A 21,273-nucleotide genomic window follows, 5' to 3' on the forward strand; every position below is an offset into this window, starting at 1 on the left:
TCAGGCGCTGAGCACGCGGGCGAGTGCGTCCAGAGCGGTTCGCCAGGTGTGTTCGGGTGGCGTGCCGTAGCCGACGACGAGGCCGCCGGGGCGGCCTTCGGGGTCGTGCCAGTGGTCGCGCAGGCCGCCGAGGGCGAGGCCTTCGGCGGCCGCGGCGGCCAGGACGGCGGTCTCGTCGGGGTGGGGGATCACCGCGTGCAGGCCGGCGGAGACGCCGAGCGCGGTGTGGCCGTGGAGGGTGTCCACCAGTTGGTCGCGGCGGCGGCGGTAGCGCAGGCGGCAGGCGCGGATGTGCCGGTCGTAGGCGTGGCTGGTGATCAGGTCGGCGAGGGTGAGCTGGGTGGGCGCGGCGGTGATCAGGTCGGTGTGCCGGCGGGCCTCGACGACGGGTTCGACCAGGCGGGGCGGCAGGACCAGCCAGCCGAGCCGGACGCCGGGGCCGAGGGTCTTGGAGGCGCTGCCGGCGTAGACGACGTGGTCGGGGGCCGTGCCCTGGACCGCGCCGAGGGGTTGGCGGTCGTAGCGGAACTCGCCGTCGTAGTCGTCCTCGACGACGACCGCGCCGGTGTCGCGGGCCCAGTCGACCAGGGCGTGGCGGCGGGCGGGGTGCAGGGGGACGCCGGTGGGGTACTGGTGGGCGGGTGTGACGACGGCGGCGGCCACGTGGTCGGGGAAGGAGTGCGCGCCGTCGTCGTCGACCGGCAGGGGCACGACGGTGCGGCCGGCGCGGCGGACGACGTCGCGGTGGAACGGCAGGCCGGGGTCCTCCATGGCGACCGGTCCGTCCAGCACGCCCGCGAGCAGCGCGAGGCCGTGGACGTAGCCGCAGGTCACGACGATGGTGTCGGGGTCGGCGTGGACGCCGCGCGTGCGGCCGAGGTATTCGGCGAGGGCGTGGCGCAGGACGGGCAGGCCGCGCGGGTCGCCGTAGCTGTGCGCGGAGGCGGGTGCGGCGAGCAGGGCGCGGCGGGTGGCGCGCAGCCAGGCGGTGGTGGGGAAGGTGGTGACGTCGGGGCAGCCGGGGCGCAGGTCCAGGCGCGGGGCGGTGGTGTCGTGGCCGGTGGCCGGGCCGTCGGCGGCGAGTTGGGGGAGCGTGGCGACGCGGGTGCCGGCGCCGCGGCGGGCGGTCAGGTAGCCCTCGGCGACGAGCTGGTCGTAGGCGGCGGCGACGGTGTTGCGGGCCAGGCCGAGTTCGACGGCGAGGCGGCGGGTGGCGGGCAGGCGGGCGCCGGGGGCCAGGCGGCCGGTGCGGATGGCGTCGCGCAGGGCGTGCTCCAGGCCGGTGCGGCGGCCGGTGCCGGGGTCGAGGTCCAGGTGGAGGTCCACCCCGGAAGTGGCCCACGGTTGTGACACGGGATTGGACCTTAGCAAGGTGCCAAGGGGTCCCTAGGGTGTCGCTCATGATCACCCGCGAGGAGAAGGCGTCGGTGCTGCGCGCCCTGCACGTGCCCGGGACGCCGGTCGTGCTGCCGAACGTGTGGGACGCCGCGTCGGCGAAGGTGGTGGCGGCCCGGTTCCCGGCGGTCGCGACGGCGAGCGCGGCGGTGTCGGCGGCGCTGGGGTACGGCGACGGTGAGGGGATGCCCGCGGACGAGGCGTTCGCGGCGGTGGCGCGCGTGGCGCGGGCGGTGGACGTGCCGGTGACCGCGGACGTCGAGCGCGGCTACCGCCTCGACCCGGCGCAGATCGCCGCACGGCTCGCGGACGCCGGGGCGGTGGGCTGCAACCTGGAGGACTCCGCACCCGCCACCGGGGAGATGGTCGACCTGGCCGCGCAGGTCGAGTTCCTGGGCGCGGTGCGCGCCGCCGACCCGCACCTGGTGCTCAACGCCCGGGTGGACGTGTTCGTCCACGGCAGCCGGGACGTCGAGGAGGGCGTGGAGCGGGCGCGGGCCTACCTGGCGGCGGGCGCGGACTGCGTGTACCCGATCGGGATGCCGGTGGACCGGGTCGAGGAGTTCTGCCGGGCGGTCGGCGGGCCGGTCAACGTCGCCCACACCCCCGACGGTCCCACCCCGGCGGAGCTGGGCGCGCTCGGGGTCGCCCGGGTCAGCTTCGGCCCCGGCCTGCAGCGGGTGCTGCTCGCCGAGTTGGAGCGGCTGGTGGACGTCGTGCACGAGGGGGGTTCGCCGTACCGGCGTTGACGGCGCGCGACGTCGGTGCGGTGCGGGGCCGGGCGGATAATCGAACGACCCGCCCGGACCCGCACCACTATCCTGATCGGCAGCATGAACACCACCGCGCACCCCGACCTGCACCGACGCCTGTCCGACCTGATGACCCGGGACCAGCGGCGGCTGCGCCGCAGGCTGGAGGGCGCCCGCAAGGTGCGGGACGAGAAGGCGCGCGCGGCCGTGCACGCCGAGATCGCCGCCGAGGTCGAGCAGGCCGAGCTGCGGGTGGCGCTGCGCCGCGAGGCCGTGCCGGAGATCACCTACCCGGCCGAGCTGCCGGTGTCGGCGCGCAAGGACGACATCGCCGCGCTGATCCGCGACCACCAGGTGGTGATCGTCGCGGGCGAGACCGGGTCGGGCAAGACCACCCAGATCCCCAAGATCTGCCTGGAGCTGGGCCGGGGCGTGCTCGGTCAGATCGGCCACACCCAGCCCCGAAGGCTGGCCGCCCGCACGGTCGCCGAGCGGGTCGCGCAGGAGTTGGACACCGAGCTGGGCTCGGCGGTGGGGTTCAAGGTCCGGTTCACCGACCAGTCCGGTGACGACACGCTGGTCAAGCTGATGACCGACGGCATCCTGCTGGCCGAGATCCAGACCGACCGGATGCTGTCGCGCTACGACACGATCATCATCGACGAGGCCCACGAGCGCAGCCTCAACGTCGACTTCCTGCTGGGCTACCTCAAGCAGCTGCTGCCCCGCCGCCCGGACCTGAAGGTCGTGATCACCTCCGCCACGATCGACCCGGAGCGGTTCTCGCGGCACTTCGGCGACGCGCCGATCATCGAGGTCTCCGGCCGCACCTACCCGGTCGAGGTCCGGTATCGCCCGATCGTGGACCCCGACGACCCGGACGCCGACCCGGACCGCGACCAGACCCAGGCCATCTGCGACGCGGTCCGCGAACTGCAGGCCGAAGGACCCGGCGACGTGCTGGTGTTCCTGTCCGGCGAACGGGAGATCCGCGACACCGCCGACGCGCTCGCCGCCCTCGACCTGCCCTCGACGGAGATCCTGCCGCTGTACGCGCGGCTGTCGTTCGGCGAGCAGCACCGCGTGTTCCAGCCGCACCGGGGCCGGCGGGTGGTGTTGGCGACCAACGTCGCCGAGACGTCGCTGACCGTGCCGGGCATCAAGTACGTGGTCGACCCGGGCACCGCGCGCATCTCCCGCTACAGCAACCGGCTCAAGGTGCAGCGGCTGCCGATCGAACCGGTGTCGCAGGCGTCGGCCAACCAGCGCAAGGGCCGCTGCGGCCGCGTCTCCGAGGGCATCTGCATCCGCCTGTACAGCGAGGACGACTTCGACGCCCGCCCGGAGTTCACCGACCCGGAGATCCTGCGCACCAACCTGGCCTCGGTCATCCTGCAGATGACCGCGATCGGGCTGGGCGACATCGCGGCGTTCCCGTTCATCGACCCGCCGGACGCGCGCAACATCAACGACGGCGTCCAACTGCTCCAGGAACTGGGCGCGATCGTGGCGGGCGAGCAGAGGCTCACCCCGTTGGGCCGCAAGCTCGCCCAGCTGCCGGTGGACCCGCGGCTGGCGCGGATGGTGCTGGAAGCCGACCGCAACGGCTGCGTCCGCGAGGTCATGGTCATCGCCGCCGCGCTGTCCATCCAGGACCCGCGGGAGCGGCCGTCGGACAAGCAGCAGGCCGCCGACGAGCTGCACGCCCGGTTCAAGGACCCGGACTCGGACTTCCTGGCCTACCTGAACCTGTGGACCTACCTGCGCGAGCAGCAGAAGGCGTTGTCGTCCAACCAGTTCCGCCGGTTGTGCCGCAACGAGTTCCTGAACTACCTGCGGGTGCGCGAGTGGCAGGACATCTACCAGCAGCTGCGGCAGGTCGCCAAGACGCTCGGTGTGCACGTCAACGAGCAGCCCGCCGACCCGCGCGGCATCCACATCTCGCTGCTGTCCGGTCTGCTGTCGCACATCGGCGTCAAGGACGTGCTCAAGCGCGAGCCAGGCAAGCGGCAGTCCACCGAGTACCTGGGCGCCCGCAACGCGAAGTTCGCGATCTTCCCCGGCTCGGCGTTGTTCCGGAAACCACCCCAGTGGGTGATGGCCGCCGAACTGGTCGAGACCTCGCGGCTGTGGGGGCGGATCGTCGCCCGCATCGAACCGGAGTGGGCGGAGAAGCTCGCCGAGCACCTGGTCAAGCGCACGTACAGCGAGCCGGCGTGGGACGCCAAGCGCGGCGCGGTGATGGCGATGGAGAAGGTGACCCTGTACGGGGTGCCGATCGTCGCCGGGCGGCGGGTCAACTACGGGCGCATCGACCCGGGCGTGTCCCGTGAGCTGTTCATCCGGCACGCGCTGGTGCAGGGGGAGTGGACCACCAACCACAAGTTCTTCCACCGCAACCGGGCGTTGCTGGCGGAGGTCGCCGAGCTGGAGAACCGGGCGCGGCGGCGGGACATCGTCGTGGACGACGAGGTGTTGTTCGACTTCTACGACCAGCGGGTGGGCGCGGAGGTCGTGTCCGCGCGGCACTTCGACACGTGGTGGAAGAAGACCCGCGCTTCGCAACCGGAACTGCTGACGTTCGACAAGGCGATGCTGGTCAACGAGCGGGCCGAGGTCGAGCCGGACGCCTACCCCGACCAGTTGACCCGGGGCGGGTTGACGCTGCCGCTGTCCTACCGGTTCGAGCCGGGCGCGGCCGTGGACGGCGTGACCGTGCGGCTGCCGCTGCCCGCGTTGACCACACTGCCCGACGACTCGCTCTCGTGGCAGGTGCCCGGGATGCGCACGGATCTCGTGGTGGCGTTGATCCGGTCGCTGCCCAAGACGATCCGCCGCAACTTCGTGCCCGTGCCCGACGTGGCCGCCGCCGCGCTGTCCGGCATCAGCCCCGACGAACCACTGCTACCCGCTCTGGAACGCCAACTCACCAAGCTGACCGGCGTGATCGTCACCCGTTCCGATTGGCAACTGGACCAGGTGCCCGAACACCTGAAGCTGACGTTCCAGGTCGTCGACGAGCAGGACCGCGCGCTGGCGCAGGGCAAGGACCTCGTGGCGTTGAAGCAGCAGCTGCGCGGCCGGCTGCGCGAGTCCCTGGCCGCCGCCGCGGCGAGCCTGACCCGCACCGGCATCACCAGCTGGGACTTCGAGTCGCTGCCGAAGACGGTGCAGGAGCAGCAGTCCGGGATCACCGTCACCGCGTACCCCGCGTTGGTGGACAAGGGCGACAGCGCCGCCATCGAAATCCTCGACACCCCCGGCCGCCAGGCCCACGCCATGCGCGCCGGCACCCGCCGCCTGCTGCTGCTCACCGTGCCGTCCCCGGTGAAGCTGCTCCAGCGGGGGCTGACCAACGCCGAGAAGCTCACGTTGACCCGCAACCCGCACGGCGGCGTGGCCGCTTTGCTGGCCGACTGCATCTCCGCCGCCGTCGACCACCTGGTCACCTCCGCCGGCGGCCCGGCGTGGGACGCCCGCGGTTTCGCCCGGTTGACCGACTACGTCCGCAAGTACCTGGGCGAGACGGTGTTCGACGTGGTCCGCGAGGTGCGGAACGTGCTGGACGCCGCCCAGGACGCCGAGCTGCGCCTGTCCGGCATCCGCGGCGGTGCCTACGAGGAGTCCCTGGCCGACATCCGCGCCCAGCTCAACGGCTTGGTGCACAAGGGTTTCGTCACGGAAGCAGGCGCCGCCCGCCTCTCCGACACCCACCGCTACCTCCAGGGCATCTCCCGCCGCCTGGAGAAGCTGCCCACCAACCTCGCCCGCGACCGCGAGTGGATGGACCGGGTCCACGAGGTCCACGCCGAGTACCGCGACCTGCGGGCCTCGCTGCCGGCCGACGAGCCGCAGCCGGAGTTGGACGAGGTGCGGTGGATGATCGAGGAGTTGCGGCTGAGCTACTTCGCCCAGACCATCCCGACCCGCGGCAGCGTCTCCGACAAACGCGTCTACAAGGCCTTGGACGCCGTCCCCCGCTAACCTCCGCACCAGCGCACCGCCGGCCCGCTTCCGCGCCCCGGTCCCGCTCCCGAGTTCTGCTCCCGAGTTCTGCGCCCAGTTCCGGCGGAAGCGGGTTTTGTCGGTGCCCCGTGGGACAGTGGCAGCGGGGCCGGAGGCCGCGCCCAAGACCCAGCGCAAGACCCAGCGCCCAAACCAAAACGGCGCGCCACCGCAGGCCGCAGCCGGGTCAGCCCTCCCCAGGCCCTCCCCAGGTCCTCAGCCCTCCCCAGGTCCTCGGTCGCCGCGCGCCCCGCCTCCGTGGTCCGCCGCAGGAAGTCGCCCAACAGCACCAACTCGTCCGCCGAGTACCCCGCCGGCAAGTCGTCCATCGCCGAGTTCATCCCCGCGTACAGCCCGAACAGCTCGGCATTGCGGTCCTTCACCGCCCGCACCAGACACGGTCGAACGCGTCACCGGCCGCCCCGCCCGCACCTTCGCCCGGTGGGCCGCCGAACACGCCGACGCGTTCCAGCCGACGAGCTGATCGTCACGCTCGGCTGCGACCACCGCGCCTCGATGGGTGTTGGCGCGCAAGCACGACGCGCCCGGCAGAACACCGCGCGGAAGGTCGTCGCGCGCGGTCAGGCGGTGCGGTGCAGGGTGATCGTCGTCCAGGCGCCGACGTGGATGCGGTCGCCGTCGGTCAGCGGGCGGGGTGTGTTGGGGCGCAACGGTTCCGGGTCGTCGTTGACGGTCGTGCCGTTGGTCGAGGCGAGGTCGACGACCGACCAGCCGTCGCTCGTGGGGACGAGGAGGGCGTGGCTGTGCGAGACGCCGGGGTCCTCGGGCGGGCCGACGAGGTCGACGGTGGGGAAGATGCCCCGGGAACGGCTGCGGCGGCCGATGGTGACCTGCGGGCCGACCAGGTCGAAGCGGCGCGGCGGGCAGAACGGCGGGAAGTCCAGGGCGGTCGCGTCCGGCCCACCTTCGGCGACCACGCGGTCGTAGTAGGCCCGATCAGCTTCGACGGTGACGTGCCAGACAGCGCGGGCGCGGCCTCCGGCCCCCGCTTCCATTGTCCCACGGGGGTACGACATTCCCGGCTGAAGCGCCCCGGGGCTCATTGTCCCACCGGGGTACGACACTTCCGGCGCCGGCGAGGGGGCTGGTGCCGGCGGCTGCCCGGACGAGAGGGCCGGCGGCTGCGTGGGCGCGGACTGGCCAGGCGGGGACTGGCCGGGCGATGCGGCTGATGCGGTCGAGGGCTGCGGGGCTGCGATGCGCGGCGGGGTCGGGCTCAGGGAGTCGTGGCCGCATTCCTCGCAGAAGCGGCCCACGCGGGGTGCGCCGCACGCCGCGCACGTTTCCTCCGGCTGTGACTCGGTGGCCGCGCCGGCCGAGGCGGGCGCCGCCGATGCCGAGCCCGAGGCCGGCGTGGGCGTGGGCTCGGCGATGGCGGCGCCGCAGACGTCGCAGTAGTCGTCGGTGGCCGAGGTGTGGCCGGACGGGCAGGTGGCCATCCGCTAGCCCTTCCGGACCCGGCGGGTCACCGTCGAACGGGTGTCCAGGGTCATCTCGTCGGCGTCCGCCACCCGCGAGCGCAGCCGCACCGTCCCGGTCGCCGGGTCCTGCACCTCCACGACCTTCGCCAGCAGCTTCGCCGTGTCCGTGCTGCCCGACTCGTGCGCCAGCTTCACCGCCCGCCCCAACCGCGCGGTCGCCGTCTCGGCGTCACCGGCCTTCCGGGCCTCCAACCCCTCCTGGATCGCCGCCGCCAACTCCGCCTGACCGGTGTAGTGCGCGACCTCGGCGTTGATCCGCGTCGACAACGCCGAGTCGTCGGTCCACACCGCCAGCACCCGACCCTGCCCCAGCACCTCACCGTCCGCGGACACCAGGCTCGCCCGCGCCGCCAGCATCCGGTCCCCCACCTTCGCCGGCTTCACCCGCACGCACAGGTGGTAGTCCCGGCTCTCCCCACCGGCCCACGCCCCCGTCGGGTAGTCCCCGGTCCGCACCCCGGACTCCGCGCGCCGACCCGTCAGGTCCCGCAACCCCGGCGCGGCCTGCTTGAGGAACACCACCTCCGCGCCCTCCGGTGTCCACAGCCGCAGCGACACGTCGGCCACCGCCTTGCCCATCGCCGCCGCCGTCATCGCCCGGAAGTCCTCGGCCAGCCCGGCCGGGTCGGCGACGATGTCCACCGTCCCCAGCATCGCCTCCGAGATCCGCCGCAGCTCCGCGACCTCCCAGTCGGTGCCCACACCCCGGCAGTCCACGGTGAACCGGCCCGCCACCCGGTCCAGCGTGCGGGTCAGCTGCTGCGGCGTCTCGTGCTGGTTCTGCCCGTCGGTCAGCAGGATCGCGTGCCGCGGCCCCGACCCGGTGTGCCCGGCGAACACCCGGTCGGCCAGCAGCAGCCACCGGCCCATCGCCGTGCCGCCGTCCGCGCGCAGCCGCGCCACGGCCTGCTTGGCCGCCTTCCGGGTCTGCTCCGACGCCGCCACCAGCCCCGACCCCGGCGGGTACACCACCTCGGCCTCGTCGGTGCCGCGCAGGACCGCGAACAACACGCCGTCGCGCAACGTGTCGATCGCGACCTCGGTGGCCTGCTTGGCCGCGGCGAGCTTGGTCTGCGGGTAGCGCATCGACCCCGAGGTGTCCACGATCAGCACCTCCGCCGCGCCCCCGACCGGCGCCGGCGCGGCGGTCCCGGTGGCCGACACCGTCAGGATCGCGTTGACCTCGGCCGCCCCCTCGGGCAGGTACTCGTTCTGGAACACCTCGACGGCGAAATCAAGCGCCATGCCCACCCCGCAGCGTCACGACCACGACCGTGATGTTGTCGTGGCCACCGGACTTCAACGCGACCTCCACCAGCTCCCGCGCCACCTCCACCGGCGGCACCCCGCGCGGCAGCACCGCCAGCAGGTCCTCCGGCTCGGGCAGGTAGTTCCACAGCCCGTCGCTGCACAGCACCAGCAGCCCCGGCGTCTCCACCCGGAAGGTCACCGTCTGCGGGCCGGCCAACCCGGAGTCCGCGCCGAGCCACCGCGACAGCACGTGCGCCCGCCGGTCGGTCAGCGCCTCGTCCTCGGTCAGCACCCCTTCGGCGACCAGCTGCGCCGCCCACGTGTCGTCCGTGGTCAGCCGCGCCGCGCCCGCGTCGGCCACCAGGTAGGCGCGGGAGTCGCCGACCCAGCCGACGGTCGCGGTGTCATCCGCGACCACCGCGGAGACGAACGTGCACGACGGCGCCACCTCCTCCGCGCCCGGCCGCGCCAACCGGGCCACCGCCGCGTCCGCGGCCAGCACCGCGTCCCGGGTCGCCTCCTCCGGGTCGGTGCCCGACTGCACCGCGGTCAGCAGCACGTCCACCGCCGTGTCCACCGCGACCTGCGAGGCCTGCTCAGCGCGCTCCGAGGACGCCACCCCGTCGCACACCACCGCGGCCACCCCGCGCCCCCGGACCCGGCCGAACGCCATCGAGTCCTCGTTGCGCTGCCGCCGCTTGCCCCGGTCGCTGACCCCGGCCAGCCCCGGCAGCACGAACTCCACCCGGTCCCGCGACGACGGCCGCGCCCGGCCGCAGTCCGCGCAGAACCCGTCCGCGTCGAACCCGCTCGCACCGCCGCACACGCACCGCGCCACCACCTCGGGGCCGCCGACGACCGTCCGCTGCACGCGCAGGTTGCGCCCGCACTCCTCGCAGAAGCGGTCCTGCGGCGACACCGGGGCCGCGCACTCCGGGCAGGTTTCCATGCTCATCCGGTGCTCATCTCGACGGTCGTCATCACTTCGTTCGGTAAGGGTCGGCGGTGGTCCGGTCACACGAGCGTCCTGGGTCTGACCGCGTTCGCGCGGTCCACCAGCGCGATCCGCTCCTCCGGCGTGTCCGCCAGCCGCGCCAACTGCCGGTAGGCCCGCTCCAAACCCAGCCGCAGCCCCTGCTCGCTGACCTCGCAGCCCAGCAGCCGGTCGGCGGGCGCCGCGGAACCGTTGCGCGGCAACGACTCCAGCGCCGTGCGCAGCAGCTCCGCGGTCAGCCCGACCCGGCGCGCCACGTCCAGCTCCAACCCCGACAGCCGGGTGCCCGCGGCCACCACGTCGGACAGCTCGCCACCGGCCTGCGCCCGCACCGCCGCCACCTGCGCCGCCACGTGGTGGCTGGAGGTCTCCGGCACCGAGTGCAGCACCGCCACCGCCGACTCGCGGTCGCCACCGGCCAGCAGCACCCGCGCCAACCCGAACGCCGCGCTGACGTAGGCGTGGTCGGTGCGCCACACCACCCGGTAGAACGCCTCCGCCGACTCCCGGTCCCCGGCCAGCTCCGCCGCGACCGCCACCGCCAGCTTCGGCGCGGCCTCACCGGGGAGCACGTCGTACACGTGCTCGAACCGCTCGCGCGCCGCCGCCGCGTCCCCGCCGACCAGCGCCGCCAACCCCCGGTACCAGCCCGGCCGCCAGTCGTCCGGGGCCGGCGCCTGCGGGTCGTCGGGGTCGAACAGCGCCGGCGACTCCAGCTCGTCCAGCTCCGCCACCGCCTCGGCCACCCGGTCCGCCTCGATCAGCGCCCGCACCACCTGCAACCGCACCTCCACGGTCGTCACCGGAGCCGCCCGCAACGCCGTGACCAGCTCGTCCGGGTCACCGGTGGTCGCGGTCGCCAGGAACCCCGCCGCCGGGTCCGCGGTGTCCACCTGCGGCACCGGCAGGCACCCCGCCACCGCGCACGCCCCCGGCGCGCCCTCGGTGCCGAACGCCCGCCGCTCCGGCGTGAACTGCCGCGACAACCCCGGCCGCGGCACCTCGTCCTGCTGCGCCAACACCTCCCGCAGCACCCCGGTCAACTGCTCGGCCATGTCCTCGGCCGAGGCGAACCGCTGCTCCGGGTCCCGGTGCGTGGCGCGCAGCAGGAACCGGCGGAACGAGTCGTGCCGGCGCAGCACCGGCTGGTCCTCGGGCAGCGACTCCTTGTACTTGCCGCGGAAGTCGAACTGGAAGCTCATCACCGCCAGCGCCCGGCCCACCGTGTACAGGTCGGAGGCCACGGACGGGCCGATCGTGCCGATCTCCGGCGCCTGGTAGCCGATCGTGCCGTAGATGGGGGAGTGCCGGTCGTCGGCGCGGCGCACCGCGCCCAGGTCGATCAGCTTGAGCTGCTCCTCGGTCTGGATCACGTTGTCCGGCTTGAAGTCGCAGTACAGCAGGCCCACGCCGTGCAGGTAGCCCAACGCGGGCAGCACCTCCAGCGCGTACGCGATCGCCTGCGCCACCGGCAGCGACTCCGAGCCCGTGCCCGCCGCCCGCATGGACTTGATCATGTCCTTGACCGACGTGCCGCCGACGTACTCCATCACGATGTAGTCGACCAGCTCGCCGGTGGCGCGGTCGGCGTGCCGCACGAAGTTGTGGATCTTGACGATGTTCGGGTGCTCGACCTCGGCCAGGAACCGGCGCTCGGCCATCGCGGCGGCCATCGCGTCGGCGTCACCGGAGTCCAGCAGGCCCTTGAGCACCACCCACCGGTCGCTGACCGCGTGGTCGGCGGCCAGGTAGATCCAGCCCAGACCGCCGTGCGCCAGGCACCCCAGGACCTCGTACTGCTCGTGCAGGACCTCGCCGGGCGCGAGCTTGGGGGTGAAGGAGAAGTGGTGGCCGCAGTGCGGGCAGAACCCCTCGACCCGGCCGGGCCGCCCGTCCCGGCCGCGCCCGACCTCCTTGCCGCACGAGGAGCAGAACCGCTTCGCCTCGGGCACTTCCGGGTTGTCCAGGACGGCGGTCTTGGGGTCCCGGTAGGGCACCCGCGGCACCTCGACCAGCCCCGCGCCCAACCTGCCGCGCCCCGAGGACCGGGTGGACAGCGGCCGCGACCGCCCCGCCGACGACGTCGAGGGGGAGGCGGTCCAGGGCGCCGTGCCCGGCCCCGAGCCGAAGTCCGGAGCGGCCGCCGCGGTCCCCGCCGACCCCGCGCCGACCGATCCAGCGCCGACCGATCCGCTGCGCGCCGAGCCCGCGCCGGAGCCGGCGGTGGCCTGGCCCGGCGCGCGGCGGGCACCGGCCGACACGGGGGCCGGGGCGGTGTCGGGCAGCACAGGGGCTTCGAGGCCGCAGCGGTCGCAGAAACCGTCGTCCTCGATTCGGCCGCCGCACCCGGTCCGCGGACACGTCCTCATCGCGGCCCCTGGCGCATCCCGCGCCGGCCCGTCGAGCGTGCTCATCGCGGCCCCTCCGTCCGGTCCAGCACCGCGCGCTGGTAGCGGCCCACCGCGACCGTCCCCGCCCGCAGGTCGCACGGTTCCGCGTCCAGCGCGGACCGCGCCGCCCGGTGCAGCGCCGCCAGCTCGGCGTCCTCCGCGTGACCGCGGGCGCCGGCCTTGGCGCGGTAGGCGTCCAGGCGTCCGCGCAGCTCGGCGCGGCGGGCCAGCGACCCGGACAGGTGCGCCCGCACCGCCCGGACCCGGTCCGCCACGGCGACCGCCGCCGACTCCACCCGCACCACCTCCGCTTCGGCTACCTCAGGAAAACGCACCCGCAGCGCCTCCAGTGCCCCGCGCGGCCCGGAAGTTTCCGGCACCCGCGGATGATCGCCGACGATCGTCGCGACCACCTCGCGGCGCACCGCCACGGCCTCCGCGCGCACCGCGTCCGCCTCGTCCAGCCGCCGCGCCACCGCCTCGACCCGCGCGGCGAAACCCTCGTGCAGGTCGGCGACCTCCGCCGCCCGGCGCGCCAGGTCGCCCACCGCCGGGTCGGGCTCCAGCGGGTCGGACACCGCCCGCTCGTGCGCGGCGGCCAACTCCCGCCGCAACTCCTCCACCTGCGTCCCGGCCAGTCCGGCCAGGCGGCGCTCCAGCGGGTCCAGTTCGGCCAGCCGCGCCGACCACGCCCGGTGGACCTCGTCGAACAACGCGGTCACCTCGGCGTAGTGCGCCTTCATCCGCGCCACCAGCTCCGCCACGGTCACCCGCTCGGCCGCCACCGCCGGCGACGTCAGCGTCCGCACCGGCACCGCCGCCGACAGCACCACCTCCGCACCGGTGAGCAGCCGCTCCAGCACCGCCTCGTCCCGAGCCTTGCGGACCTCGTCCAGGAACAGCCGGTAGGTGTCGAACCACTCCCACAGCACGACCACCGCGGCCTCGGCCCCGGCCCACCGCGCGGCCGTCGCACCGGTCACGCCCGAGCCGCGCAGCAGCAGGTGCCCCGGGTGGTCCTCCATGGCCAGCAGCGCCTGGGCCACCCGGTCGCTCTCCGCCAGCAGCCGCGCCACCTCCGCGCCGGTGTCCATCGGCTCAGTCCCGGTACTTCGCGACCGGCGGCGCGGGCGGCTCACCCAGCCACCGCCGGTGGATCGTCGCCCACGTGCCGTCCGCGCGCAGCCGCTCCAGCAGGGCGTTGACGAACCGCACGAAGTCCTCCGACGCCTTGGGCATCGCCATCCCGTAGGGCTCGGCGGTGAACTGGGGCCCGACGATCTTGGTGTACGGGTCCTGCGCGGCGAACCCGGCCAGGATCGTGTCGTCGGTGGAGATCGCGTCGACCTGGCCCTGCTGGAGCATCACCAGGCAGTCGGTCCAGTTCGGCACCTCCACCGCGATCGGCCGCGACGGCGCGTTGGCCACGTTGACCAGCGACGACGACCCCCGGGTCGCGCACACCTTCTTCCCCCCCAACGACTCGATCCCGGTCGCGTCCGACGACGACGGCACCAGCACCCGCTGCCCGGCCTGGTAGTACACGGTGGAGAAGTTCACCTTCTGCCACCGCTCGCAGTTGATCGTCATCGTCCGGACGACGATGTCCACCTCGCCGTTCTCCAGCGCCGGGATGCGCTGCTCGGAGGTCAGCACCTTGAACTGGATCTTCTCCGGGTCGCCGAACAGCGCCCGCGCGACCTCCCGCGCCATGTCGACGTCGAAGCCCTCCAACTGCCCGGAGAACGGGTTGCGGAACCCCATCAGGTAGGTGTTCTGGTCCACCCCGACCCGCAGCCGGCCGCTGCGCACGATCCGCTCCATCGTCGACCCCGCCGGCATCTGCCCCACCGCCGGCAACGCACCCTGCGGCCGCAGGCTCGCCGTCGCGTCGCACGACGGCACGGCCGCCGCGGCCGAACTGGGCGGAGCGGTCAGCTCGGTCGCGTTCGCCGGCCTCGGCACCACCGCCGACGCCCCGCCGATGTCCGGCGCCGCGCTCGGCACCGGCGCGCACGCGGCGGCCACCGCCGCCACCACGCCGGCCAGCAACGCCCGCACCCCCGCGCGCTTCATCGGTACTCCTTCAGCCGCTGCCACAGGCCCGCCGCCGCCGCGACCGCCGCCACCAGCGCCAACAGCACCACCGCCGGCACCGCGCCGGTCAACGCGCCCCGTGCCCGCGCGATCGACTCGGTCAACCCGGCCCGCGCCGCGTCCAGCGACTCCCGCAGGTCGGTGTCCAGCGCGTCGAACGCCTCCGCCGCCCCGTCCGGCCCCGGCCCCAGCGCCAACCCGACCGCCGCGGTGTAGTCACCCCGGTCGTCGGCCTCCCGCAGCCGCACGTGCGCGTCCTGCCAGCGCACGAAGTCCGCCCGCGCCTTGTCCGAGCCGGCCCGCGCCAGCAGGCCCTGCAACTCCTCCGCGCGCGCGGCGTAGGCCTCCTCATACTCCTTGCCGCTGCCCCGCGCCACCAGCGTCAACGTCTCGTTGCCGCGTGCGGCCAGGGTCGCGATCCGGGCGCGGGCCAGCACGTCCACCACCTCGGCGTCGTCCTGGCTCGACGACGCGCCCGACACCGCCACCACCGACGCGCCCAGCACCCACAGCAACGACACCACCGACGCCGCGGTCGCCGCCACCAGCCCGACGTTGAGCAGCCGGTTGGTCTTGCGGGTCAGGTACCGCTGCGCCGCCACCAGCACCGCCAGCAGCGCCGCGCCCAGCAGCAGCTCCAGCCACGGCAACGTCGTCGCCCCGCCCAGGTCGCGGGCCACGTTCGCGTTCTCCGTCCGGTACAGCGACTGGGCGGCGGGCAGCAGCCGGTCGCGCATCAGGGTCGAGGCCTCCCGCAGGTAGGCCGCGCCCACCGGGTTGCCCTGCCGGTTGTGCGCCCGCGCCGTCTCGACCAGCCCCGTGTACACCGGCAGCTGCCCGGACAGCGTCGACAGCGCGTCGACCAGCTCCGGTGACCGGGTGATCTCGCCGGTCGCGGTGGACAGCGCCGCCGCGGCCTTGGCCACGTCCGCCTCGTACCGCTGCCGCAGCGCCGCCGACTCCACACCGCCGGACAGGAACGCGCTGGCCGCCGTGGCGTCGGCGTCGGCCATCGCCCGGTAGACCTCCTGCGCGGCGAACGCCAGCGGCTCGCTGCGGTCGGCCAGCGCGGTCAGCGCGTCCGAGCGGCGCTGCACCGAGGACGCGGTCAGCGCGCCGACCAGCAGCGTCGAGACGACCAGCAGCAGCGCCAGCAGGGTGAACCGGCCCGGCGTGCTGCGCGCGAGCCCGGTCACCCGGCGCACGGGGTTCCGCTGAGCTTCGACCAGCACGACCGCCCCCTTTCCGAGGTGATCGGCGCCACACGCCACACCGTTAGCGTAGATCCACCGTGATCGGACAGGGGGCCGTTCGGTCACTACGCTCGACGCAGTGACGGTCATCGCGCACCTCAGCGACACCCACTTCGACGGCGGCCCGCGCGCCGCAGGCCGGGTCCGGCGGGTCATGGACTACCTCGACGGCCTGCCGGGCCGGCTGGACGCGGTCCTGGTCACCGGGGACATCGCCGACCACGGCCTCACCTCCGAGTACGAAGCGGCGCGGGAGCACCTGACCTCGAAGTTCCCCGTCCTGCTGCTGCCGGGCAACCACGACGACCGTGGAAACTTCCGCCGCGTGCTGTTGGGCGGGTCGGCGGGTCCGGAGCCGGTGAACCAGGTGGAGAAGGTCGGTGACGTGGTGTTCGCGCTGTGCGACTCGTCCATCCCCGGCCGCGACGACGGCCTGCTCGACGACGACACCCTGACCTGGCTGGACGGCGTGCTGGGGGAGGGCGCGCCGACGTTCGTGTGCTTCCACCACCCGCCGGTGACCCTGCACCAGTCCATGATCGACGGCATCCGCCAGTTCGGCGAGGACCGCCTGGCCGAGGTGCTGCTCCGGCACGACAACGTGGTCGGCGTGCTGTGCGGGCACGCCCACACCGGCGCGGCCTCGACGTTCGCGGGCATTCCGCTGCGGGTCGCGCCCGGCGTGGCCAGCACGCTGCTGCTGCCGTGGGAGTCCGACCGGGTCATCGACCTGGACCTGCCGCCCGCCGTCGCCTTCCACGTGCTGTCCGACGACCGGCGGCTGACCACCCACTACCGGGTCGTGGCCTGAACTTTGCGGACCTTGGCCCGCGCCCGACTGGCCGGGCCGCGGCGACGTCGATGAGGATCGTGGTCATGAGCACCATGCGCGCCATCAGCCAGGACCGGCTCGGCGGACCCGACGTGCTGCACGAGGTCGCCCGACCGGTCCCCGAACCGGGCCCCACCGAGGTCCTGGTCCGCGTCCACGCCGCCGGGGTCAACCCGGTCGACGCCAAGACCCGCGCCAACGGCGGGTTCCTGACCCCGCCGTGCGTGCTGGGCTGGGACGTGTCGGGCGTGGTCGAGGAAGTCGGGTTCGGCGTCACCCTGTTCGCGCCCGGCGACGAGGTCATCGGCATGCCCCGGTTCCCGCACGAGGCCGGCGCCTACGCGCAGTACGTCGTCGCCCCGTCCCGGCACTTCGTGCACAAGCCCGCCGCCCTGGACCACCCGCACGGCGCGGCCCTGCCGCTGGTCGGGCTGACCGCGTGGCAGAGCCTCGTGGAGACCGCCGACGTCCGGCCCGGCCGACGCGTCCTCGTGCACGCCGGCGCGGGCGGTGTCGGGCACGTCGCCGTGCAGATCGCCAAGGCGCGGGGCGCGCACGTCATCGCCACCGCCGGCGCGGCCAAGCACGACTTCGTCCGGTCGCTGGGCGCCGACGAGGTCGTCGACTACACCGCGGTCGACTTCGCCGACGTGGTCCGGGACGTGGACGTGGCCTTCGACACCGTCGGCGAGGACATCGGCGCCCGATCCGTGCCGACGGTCAAACCGGGCGGCATCGTGGTCACCATCCTGGGCCGCTCCCGGGACACCCTCGACGCCGCCGCGGCCGGCACCGGCGTCCGCACCGCCGCGGTGCTGTGCGAACCGGACCGCCACGGCCTGCTCGCCCTCGCGGACCTGGTCGAACGGGGTGCCCTGCGCACCGAACTGGACACCGTGCTGCCGCTGGAGCAGGCCGCGAAGGCCCACGAACTGCTGGAGACCGGCCGCACCCGCGGCAAGATCGTGCTGACCGTCGACTGAGCTACGGGCGCGGCGGCAGGGGCAGGGGCACCGCGGGCAGGCCGTCGATGCTCTCGTGGTTGAACGGCTTGGTCTCGCAGTAGGCGCGGAACTCCTCGTCGGTCTTGCGGCCGAAGTGCTCGGCGTGCAGGGTCCGGTCGCCCCGGTAGTCCAGGAACGGCACGGCGAACCCGCAGGTGTCGCTGATCAGCTTCGCGGTCACCACCACCACGGCCCGCAGCCCCGGCCCGTCCGCCGCCCCGAACCCCTCGACCAGTTCGGCGAACCGGGGGTCGTCGCGGAACACCGGCTCGCCCACGCCGTGCACCCGCACGATGTTCGGCGGCCCCTCGAACGCGCACCACATGAGCGTGATGCGGCCGTTCTCCCGCAGGTGGGCGATGGTCTCCGCGTGCGACCCGCCGAAGTCCAGGTAGGCCACCCGCTGCTCGTCCAGGACCCGCCACGTGCCCGCGCGGCCCTTGGGGGAGAGGTTCACGTGACCGTCGGCCGCCAGCGGGGCGGTCGCGGTGAAGAACATCGGCTGTGCCTCGATGAACTTCTTCAACCTTCCGTCAATGCGCTCGTAGACCTTGCCCATGATCGCCAGTATGCGCGAGCCGGTACCGCCGCACGGTAGAACTTTTCAACCCGTGGAAACCGTGAACGCGCTGCCACCGCTCGTTGACGCCCACCGACCCGTTCCCGCGGGTCAGCGCCTCGACATGAGCTTCGGCGGACACCCACTCCGCGTAGTTGAGCACCTTCGAACCGTCGTCGCTGACGTGGAAGTGGCCGGAGATGCCGCCGGGGTGCGGGTCCTGCTCGGCGGCGAGCGCGTCGAACACCAGGTCGACCCACTCCGGCGCGGTCCCCGGCGTCAACTCCACGCTCACCAGCACCACGCAGCCCGGCTCCAGGCCCTCCCGCGACATCGACCGGTACCGGCGGTAGGCGGTGAACCCGTCCCGCTGCGCCGGCTGAGACCACTGGGCGACGGTCACCTCGTCGCCTTCCTCGCCCACCAGCCGGTGCGCGGCCACCAGACCGGCCGGCCGGTCGGCGAACTCGTCGGAGAACGGTGCCACCAGGATGACGTCGGCGTCGGCGCGCCCCAGATCAGGTTTCACGACCAGCACGCTACGAACCGCAGGTCGTCCGCCGAATCAGTCAGTCGACTGGAAAAGCTGTTGCCGCCCGGTGGCAGACTCGCGCGCATGGCACCCGAGATCCGCCGGTCCCTCGTCCAGCACTCCCGGCTGCGCCGCGACCCCCACGCCACGCTGCGCCGCCTGCTCGACCGCGTCCCGCCGGGCACCCGCCCCGACGAGCCGGTCAAGGACCTGGAGACCCGGGTGGCGGCCCTGCTGGGCAAGCCCGCGGCCCTGTTCTTCCCCTCGGGCACCATGGCGCAGCAGGTCGCGCTGCGCATCCACGCCGACCGCACCGGCCACCGCACCTTCGCCGCCCACCCCACCGCGCACGTCGCGCTGTGGGAGCAGCAGGGCTACAACGCCGTCCACCACCTCGTGCACCGGCCGGTCGGCGACCCCAACGGCCTGATCACCACCGACGACCTCGACGGGATCAAGGAACCGGTGTCCACCCTGCTGCTGGAGCTGCCGCAGCGGGAGATCGGCGGCCTGCTGCCCGAGTGGGACGACCTGGTCGCCCAGACCAAGTGGGCCGCCGAGCGCGGCGCGGCCACCCACGTCGACGGCGCCCGGCTGTGGGAGGCGCAGCCCTACTACGACCGGCCGCACGCCGAGATCGCCGCCCTGTTCGACACCGTGTACGTGTCGCTGTACAAGGGCCTGGAGGGCCTCCGGGGCGCGATCCTGGCCGGTGACCAGGACACCATCGACCACGCCGGGGTGTGGCGAACGCGACTGGGCGGCAACCTGCCCGACCTGTGGCCGCTCGCGGTGGCCGCCGACCTGGGGCTTTCGGAGACCCTGCCGCGGATGCCGGAGTTCCTCGCGCACGCCCGCGCGATAGCCGCGGCCGTCAACGCCGACGGCTATGCGCGTACCGTGCCGGACGTGCCGCAGACACCGCTGTTCCACATCCACCTGCCGGTGCCGCGCGAGGCGGTCAAGCCCGCCGCGGGGAGACTGCTGGCGGAGACCGGGATCGAACTGCCCCGGTTCCCCAAGTCGGTCGCGCCCGGCACCTGCGCGGTGGAGCTGACCATCGGGCACCTGGCGCTCGAGTTCACGCCGGAGGAGGTGGCGGAGCTGCTCCGCCGACTTCGCTGAGTGCCCGCGCCAACAGTGATCGTTCCGCCTCGTTCCCGGCCAGCTCCCAAGCCCGCCGGTAAGCCCGTGCCGCCTCGTCCGCGCGCCCCAGTCTGCGCAGTAGTTCCGCCCGGACACCATGGAAGTGGTGGTAGTTACCCAGGGACAGCGCGTCCACAAGGTCCATTGCGGCCGCCGGCCCGTCGACCTCTGCCACGGCGACCGCCCTATTCAGCGCCACCACGGCAGACGGCGCGCAGGCCATGAGCTGGTCGTAGAGGGCCACCACCTGCCGCCAGTCGGTGGGCGGCGGGTCGCTGTGCACGGCGTTGATCGCGGCCTGGATCTGGTACGGCCCGGGCCGGCCGCGCCGCAGGCACCACCGCACCAGCGCCCGCCCCTCGGCCAGCAGGTCGGCGTCCCACCGGGACCGGTCCTGGTCGGCCAGCCGCACCAGCCCGCCGTCGTCGGACACCCGCGCGGGCAGCCGGGCGTGCTGGAGCAGCATCAGCCCGAGCAGCCCGACCGCCTCGGGCTCGTCGGGCATCAGCTCCACCAGCAGCCGACCCAGCCGGATCGCCTCCACGCACAGGTCCCGGCGCACCAGGTGCTCGCCGCGCGAGGCGGAGTAGCCCTCGTTGAACACCAGGTACACCACCGCGAGCACGGCCCGCAGCCGGTCGGGCAGCTCGGCCTCGCCGGGCACCCGGTAGGGGATGCGGGCGTCGCGGATCTTGTTCTTGGCGCGCACCAGCCGCTGCGCCAGGGTCGCCTCGGGCACCAGGAACGCCCGCGCGATCTCCGCCGTGGTCAGCCCGCCCAGCAGGCGCAGCGTCAACGCGACCCGCGCGGGCAGCGCCAGGGCGGGGTGGCAGCAGGTGAAGATCAGCCGCAACCGGTCGTCGCCCACCACGGGGACCTCCGGTTCGTCACGGGCGTGCAGCAGCGCGGCCTGGGCGTGCTTGTCGTCCCGGCGGGCCTCGCGGCGCAGCCGGTCCACCGCCCGGTTGCGGGCGGTCGTGATGATCCAGCCGGCGGGGCTGGGCGGCACACCGGTCTCCGGCCACCGGCGCACGGCCTCGGCGAACGCGTCCTGGACCGCTTCCTCGGCGATGTCGACGTCGCCGAACACGCGGACCAGGACGGCCACCGAACGCCCGTACTCCCGGCCGAACACCTCCTCGACCGGGTCGCCCATCAGCCCGGCAGGGTGTGGAACGGCCGCACCTCGACCGGCAACGTGCACGCCACGCTCATCCGGCGCCCCCACTCCAGCGCCGCGTCCAGGTCGGGCACGTCGATGATGGAGAACCCGCCGATGTGCTCCTTGGCCTCGACGAACGGCCCGTCGGTGACCAGCACCTCGCCGTTGTCCGGCCGCAACGTGGTCGCCGCCTCGGGCCCGTGCAGCCCGCCCGCGAACACCCACACGCCCTGCTCGCGCATGTCGCGGTCGACGGCCTCCACGTCGTGCATGATCTTCTCCAGCACGTCCGGCTCGGGGATGTCGTAGCCGGTCGGCTCGATCACGCTGATCAGGTAGTGCGTCATGACGTTCCTCCCGTGGGTCGGTTCGCCCTTTACACGAACGGCCGAACCCGTA

General features: G+C 73.8%; 17 protein-coding genes. 5 read left to right on the top strand and 12 right to left on the bottom strand.

Annotated features, from left to right (window positions below; translation table 11 throughout):
- Positions 1 to 1,353: a PLP-dependent aminotransferase family protein gene (locus tag RIN75_RS06940; protein WP_309110952.1), complete on the bottom strand. Its 1,353-nt coding sequence runs from the start codon at positions 1,351 to 1,353 to the stop codon at positions 1 to 3.
- Between the two features lie 47 nt (positions 1,354 to 1,400).
- Between RIN75_RS06940 and RIN75_RS06945 the strand changes: the two genes are divergently transcribed.
- Positions 1,401 to 2,144, top strand: coding sequence for an isocitrate lyase/phosphoenolpyruvate mutase family protein (locus RIN75_RS06945; protein WP_309110953.1), 744 nt, complete (start codon positions 1,401 to 1,403; stop codon positions 2,142 to 2,144).
- Between the two features lie 84 nt (positions 2,145 to 2,228).
- A complete protein-coding gene (hrpA, locus tag RIN75_RS06950) occupies positions 2,229 to 6,131 on the top strand; it encodes an ATP-dependent RNA helicase HrpA (RefSeq protein WP_309110954.1) in 3,903 nt (1,300 codons plus the stop codon).
- A 602-nt stretch (positions 6,132 to 6,733) separates the two neighbouring features.
- Here the strand turns inward: hrpA and RIN75_RS06960 are convergent.
- From RIN75_RS06960 to RIN75_RS06990, 7 genes are all read right to left on the bottom strand, one after another.
- A complete protein-coding gene (locus tag RIN75_RS06960; RefSeq protein ID WP_309110955.1) occupies positions 6,734 to 7,168 on the bottom strand; it encodes an FHA domain-containing protein in 435 nt (144 codons plus the stop codon).
- A gap of 447 nt (positions 7,169 to 7,615) precedes the next feature.
- Positions 7,616 to 8,899, bottom strand: coding sequence for a VWA domain-containing protein (locus RIN75_RS06965; protein ID WP_309110956.1), 1,284 nt, complete (start codon positions 8,897 to 8,899; stop codon positions 7,616 to 7,618).
- Positions 8,889 to 9,860 carry a protein phosphatase 2C domain-containing protein gene (locus tag RIN75_RS06970; RefSeq protein ID WP_309110957.1) on the bottom strand — a complete coding sequence of 324 codons (972 nt, stop codon included), beginning with the start codon at positions 9,858 to 9,860 and terminating at the stop codon, positions 8,889 to 8,891. Before RIN75_RS06970 ends, RIN75_RS06965 begins: the two co-directional genes overlap by 11 nt.
- A 59-nt stretch (positions 9,861 to 9,919) precedes the next feature.
- The gene (locus tag RIN75_RS06975; protein WP_309110958.1) at positions 9,920 to 12,268 is read right to left on the bottom strand and encodes a tetratricopeptide repeat protein; all 2,349 of its coding nucleotides are present in this window, start codon (positions 12,266 to 12,268) and stop codon (positions 9,920 to 9,922) included.
- Between the two features lie 41 nt (positions 12,269 to 12,309).
- Complete coding sequence (locus tag RIN75_RS06980) at positions 12,310 to 13,383, bottom strand: hypothetical protein (protein ID WP_309110959.1); 1,074 nt, start codon at positions 13,381 to 13,383, stop codon at positions 12,310 to 12,312.
- A 4-nt stretch (positions 13,384 to 13,387) separates the two neighbouring features.
- Entirely contained in the window at positions 13,388 to 14,365 is a 978-nt protein-coding gene (locus RIN75_RS06985) for a glutamate ABC transporter substrate-binding protein (protein ID WP_309110960.1), read from the bottom strand.
- Complete coding sequence (locus RIN75_RS06990) at positions 14,362 to 15,618, bottom strand: hypothetical protein (protein WP_309110961.1); 1,257 nt, start codon at positions 15,616 to 15,618, stop codon at positions 14,362 to 14,364. The genes RIN75_RS06985 and RIN75_RS06990 overlap by 4 nt, the downstream gene beginning before the upstream one ends.
- A 100-nt stretch (positions 15,619 to 15,718) precedes the next feature.
- Between RIN75_RS06990 and RIN75_RS06995 the strand changes: the two genes are divergently transcribed.
- Positions 15,719 to 16,450 carry a metallophosphoesterase gene (locus RIN75_RS06995; protein WP_309110962.1) on the top strand — a complete coding sequence of 244 codons (732 nt, stop codon included), beginning with the start codon at positions 15,719 to 15,721 and terminating at the stop codon, positions 16,448 to 16,450.
- 74 nt (positions 16,451 to 16,524) lie between these two features.
- Positions 16,525 to 17,454, top strand: a complete 930-nt coding sequence (locus RIN75_RS07000; RefSeq protein ID WP_309111199.1) for an NADP-dependent oxidoreductase — start codon at positions 16,525 to 16,527, stop codon at positions 17,452 to 17,454.
- A 1-nt stretch (position 17,455) separates the two neighbouring features.
- Here RIN75_RS07000 and RIN75_RS07005 read toward each other — a convergent pair whose 3' ends face one another.
- Entirely contained in the window at positions 17,456 to 18,034 is a 579-nt protein-coding gene (locus RIN75_RS07005) for a pyridoxamine 5'-phosphate oxidase family protein (RefSeq protein WP_309110963.1), read from the bottom strand.
- Positions 18,009 to 18,563, bottom strand: coding sequence for an antibiotic biosynthesis monooxygenase (locus RIN75_RS07010; RefSeq protein ID WP_309110964.1), 555 nt, complete (start codon positions 18,561 to 18,563; stop codon positions 18,009 to 18,011). Before RIN75_RS07010 ends, RIN75_RS07005 begins: the two co-directional genes overlap by 26 nt.
- Before the next feature lie 87 nt (positions 18,564 to 18,650).
- On the opposite strand from RIN75_RS07010, the gene RIN75_RS07015 reads away from it, so the two are divergent.
- Positions 18,651 to 19,691 carry a beta-eliminating lyase-related protein gene (locus RIN75_RS07015; RefSeq protein ID WP_309110965.1) on the top strand — a complete coding sequence of 347 codons (1,041 nt, stop codon included), beginning with the start codon at positions 18,651 to 18,653 and terminating at the stop codon, positions 19,689 to 19,691.
- Here RIN75_RS07015 and RIN75_RS07020 read toward each other — a convergent pair.
- Positions 19,648 to 20,868: an RNA polymerase sigma factor gene (locus RIN75_RS07020; protein ID WP_309110966.1), complete on the bottom strand. Its 1,221-nt coding sequence runs from the start codon at positions 20,866 to 20,868 to the stop codon at positions 19,648 to 19,650. The two genes, RIN75_RS07015 and RIN75_RS07020, sit on opposite strands and share 44 nt — an antisense overlap.
- The gene (locus RIN75_RS07025) at positions 20,868 to 21,221 is read right to left on the bottom strand and encodes a YciI family protein (RefSeq protein ID WP_309110967.1); all 354 of its coding nucleotides are present in this window, start codon (positions 21,219 to 21,221) and stop codon (positions 20,868 to 20,870) included. The genes RIN75_RS07020 and RIN75_RS07025 overlap by 1 nt, the downstream gene beginning before the upstream one ends.
- Positions 21,222 to 21,273: the final 52 nt, after the last annotated feature.

The organism is Saccharothrix sp. (assembly GCF_031180885.1).
Classification (GTDB): Bacteria; Actinomycetota; Actinomycetes; order Mycobacteriales; family Pseudonocardiaceae; genus Actinosynnema.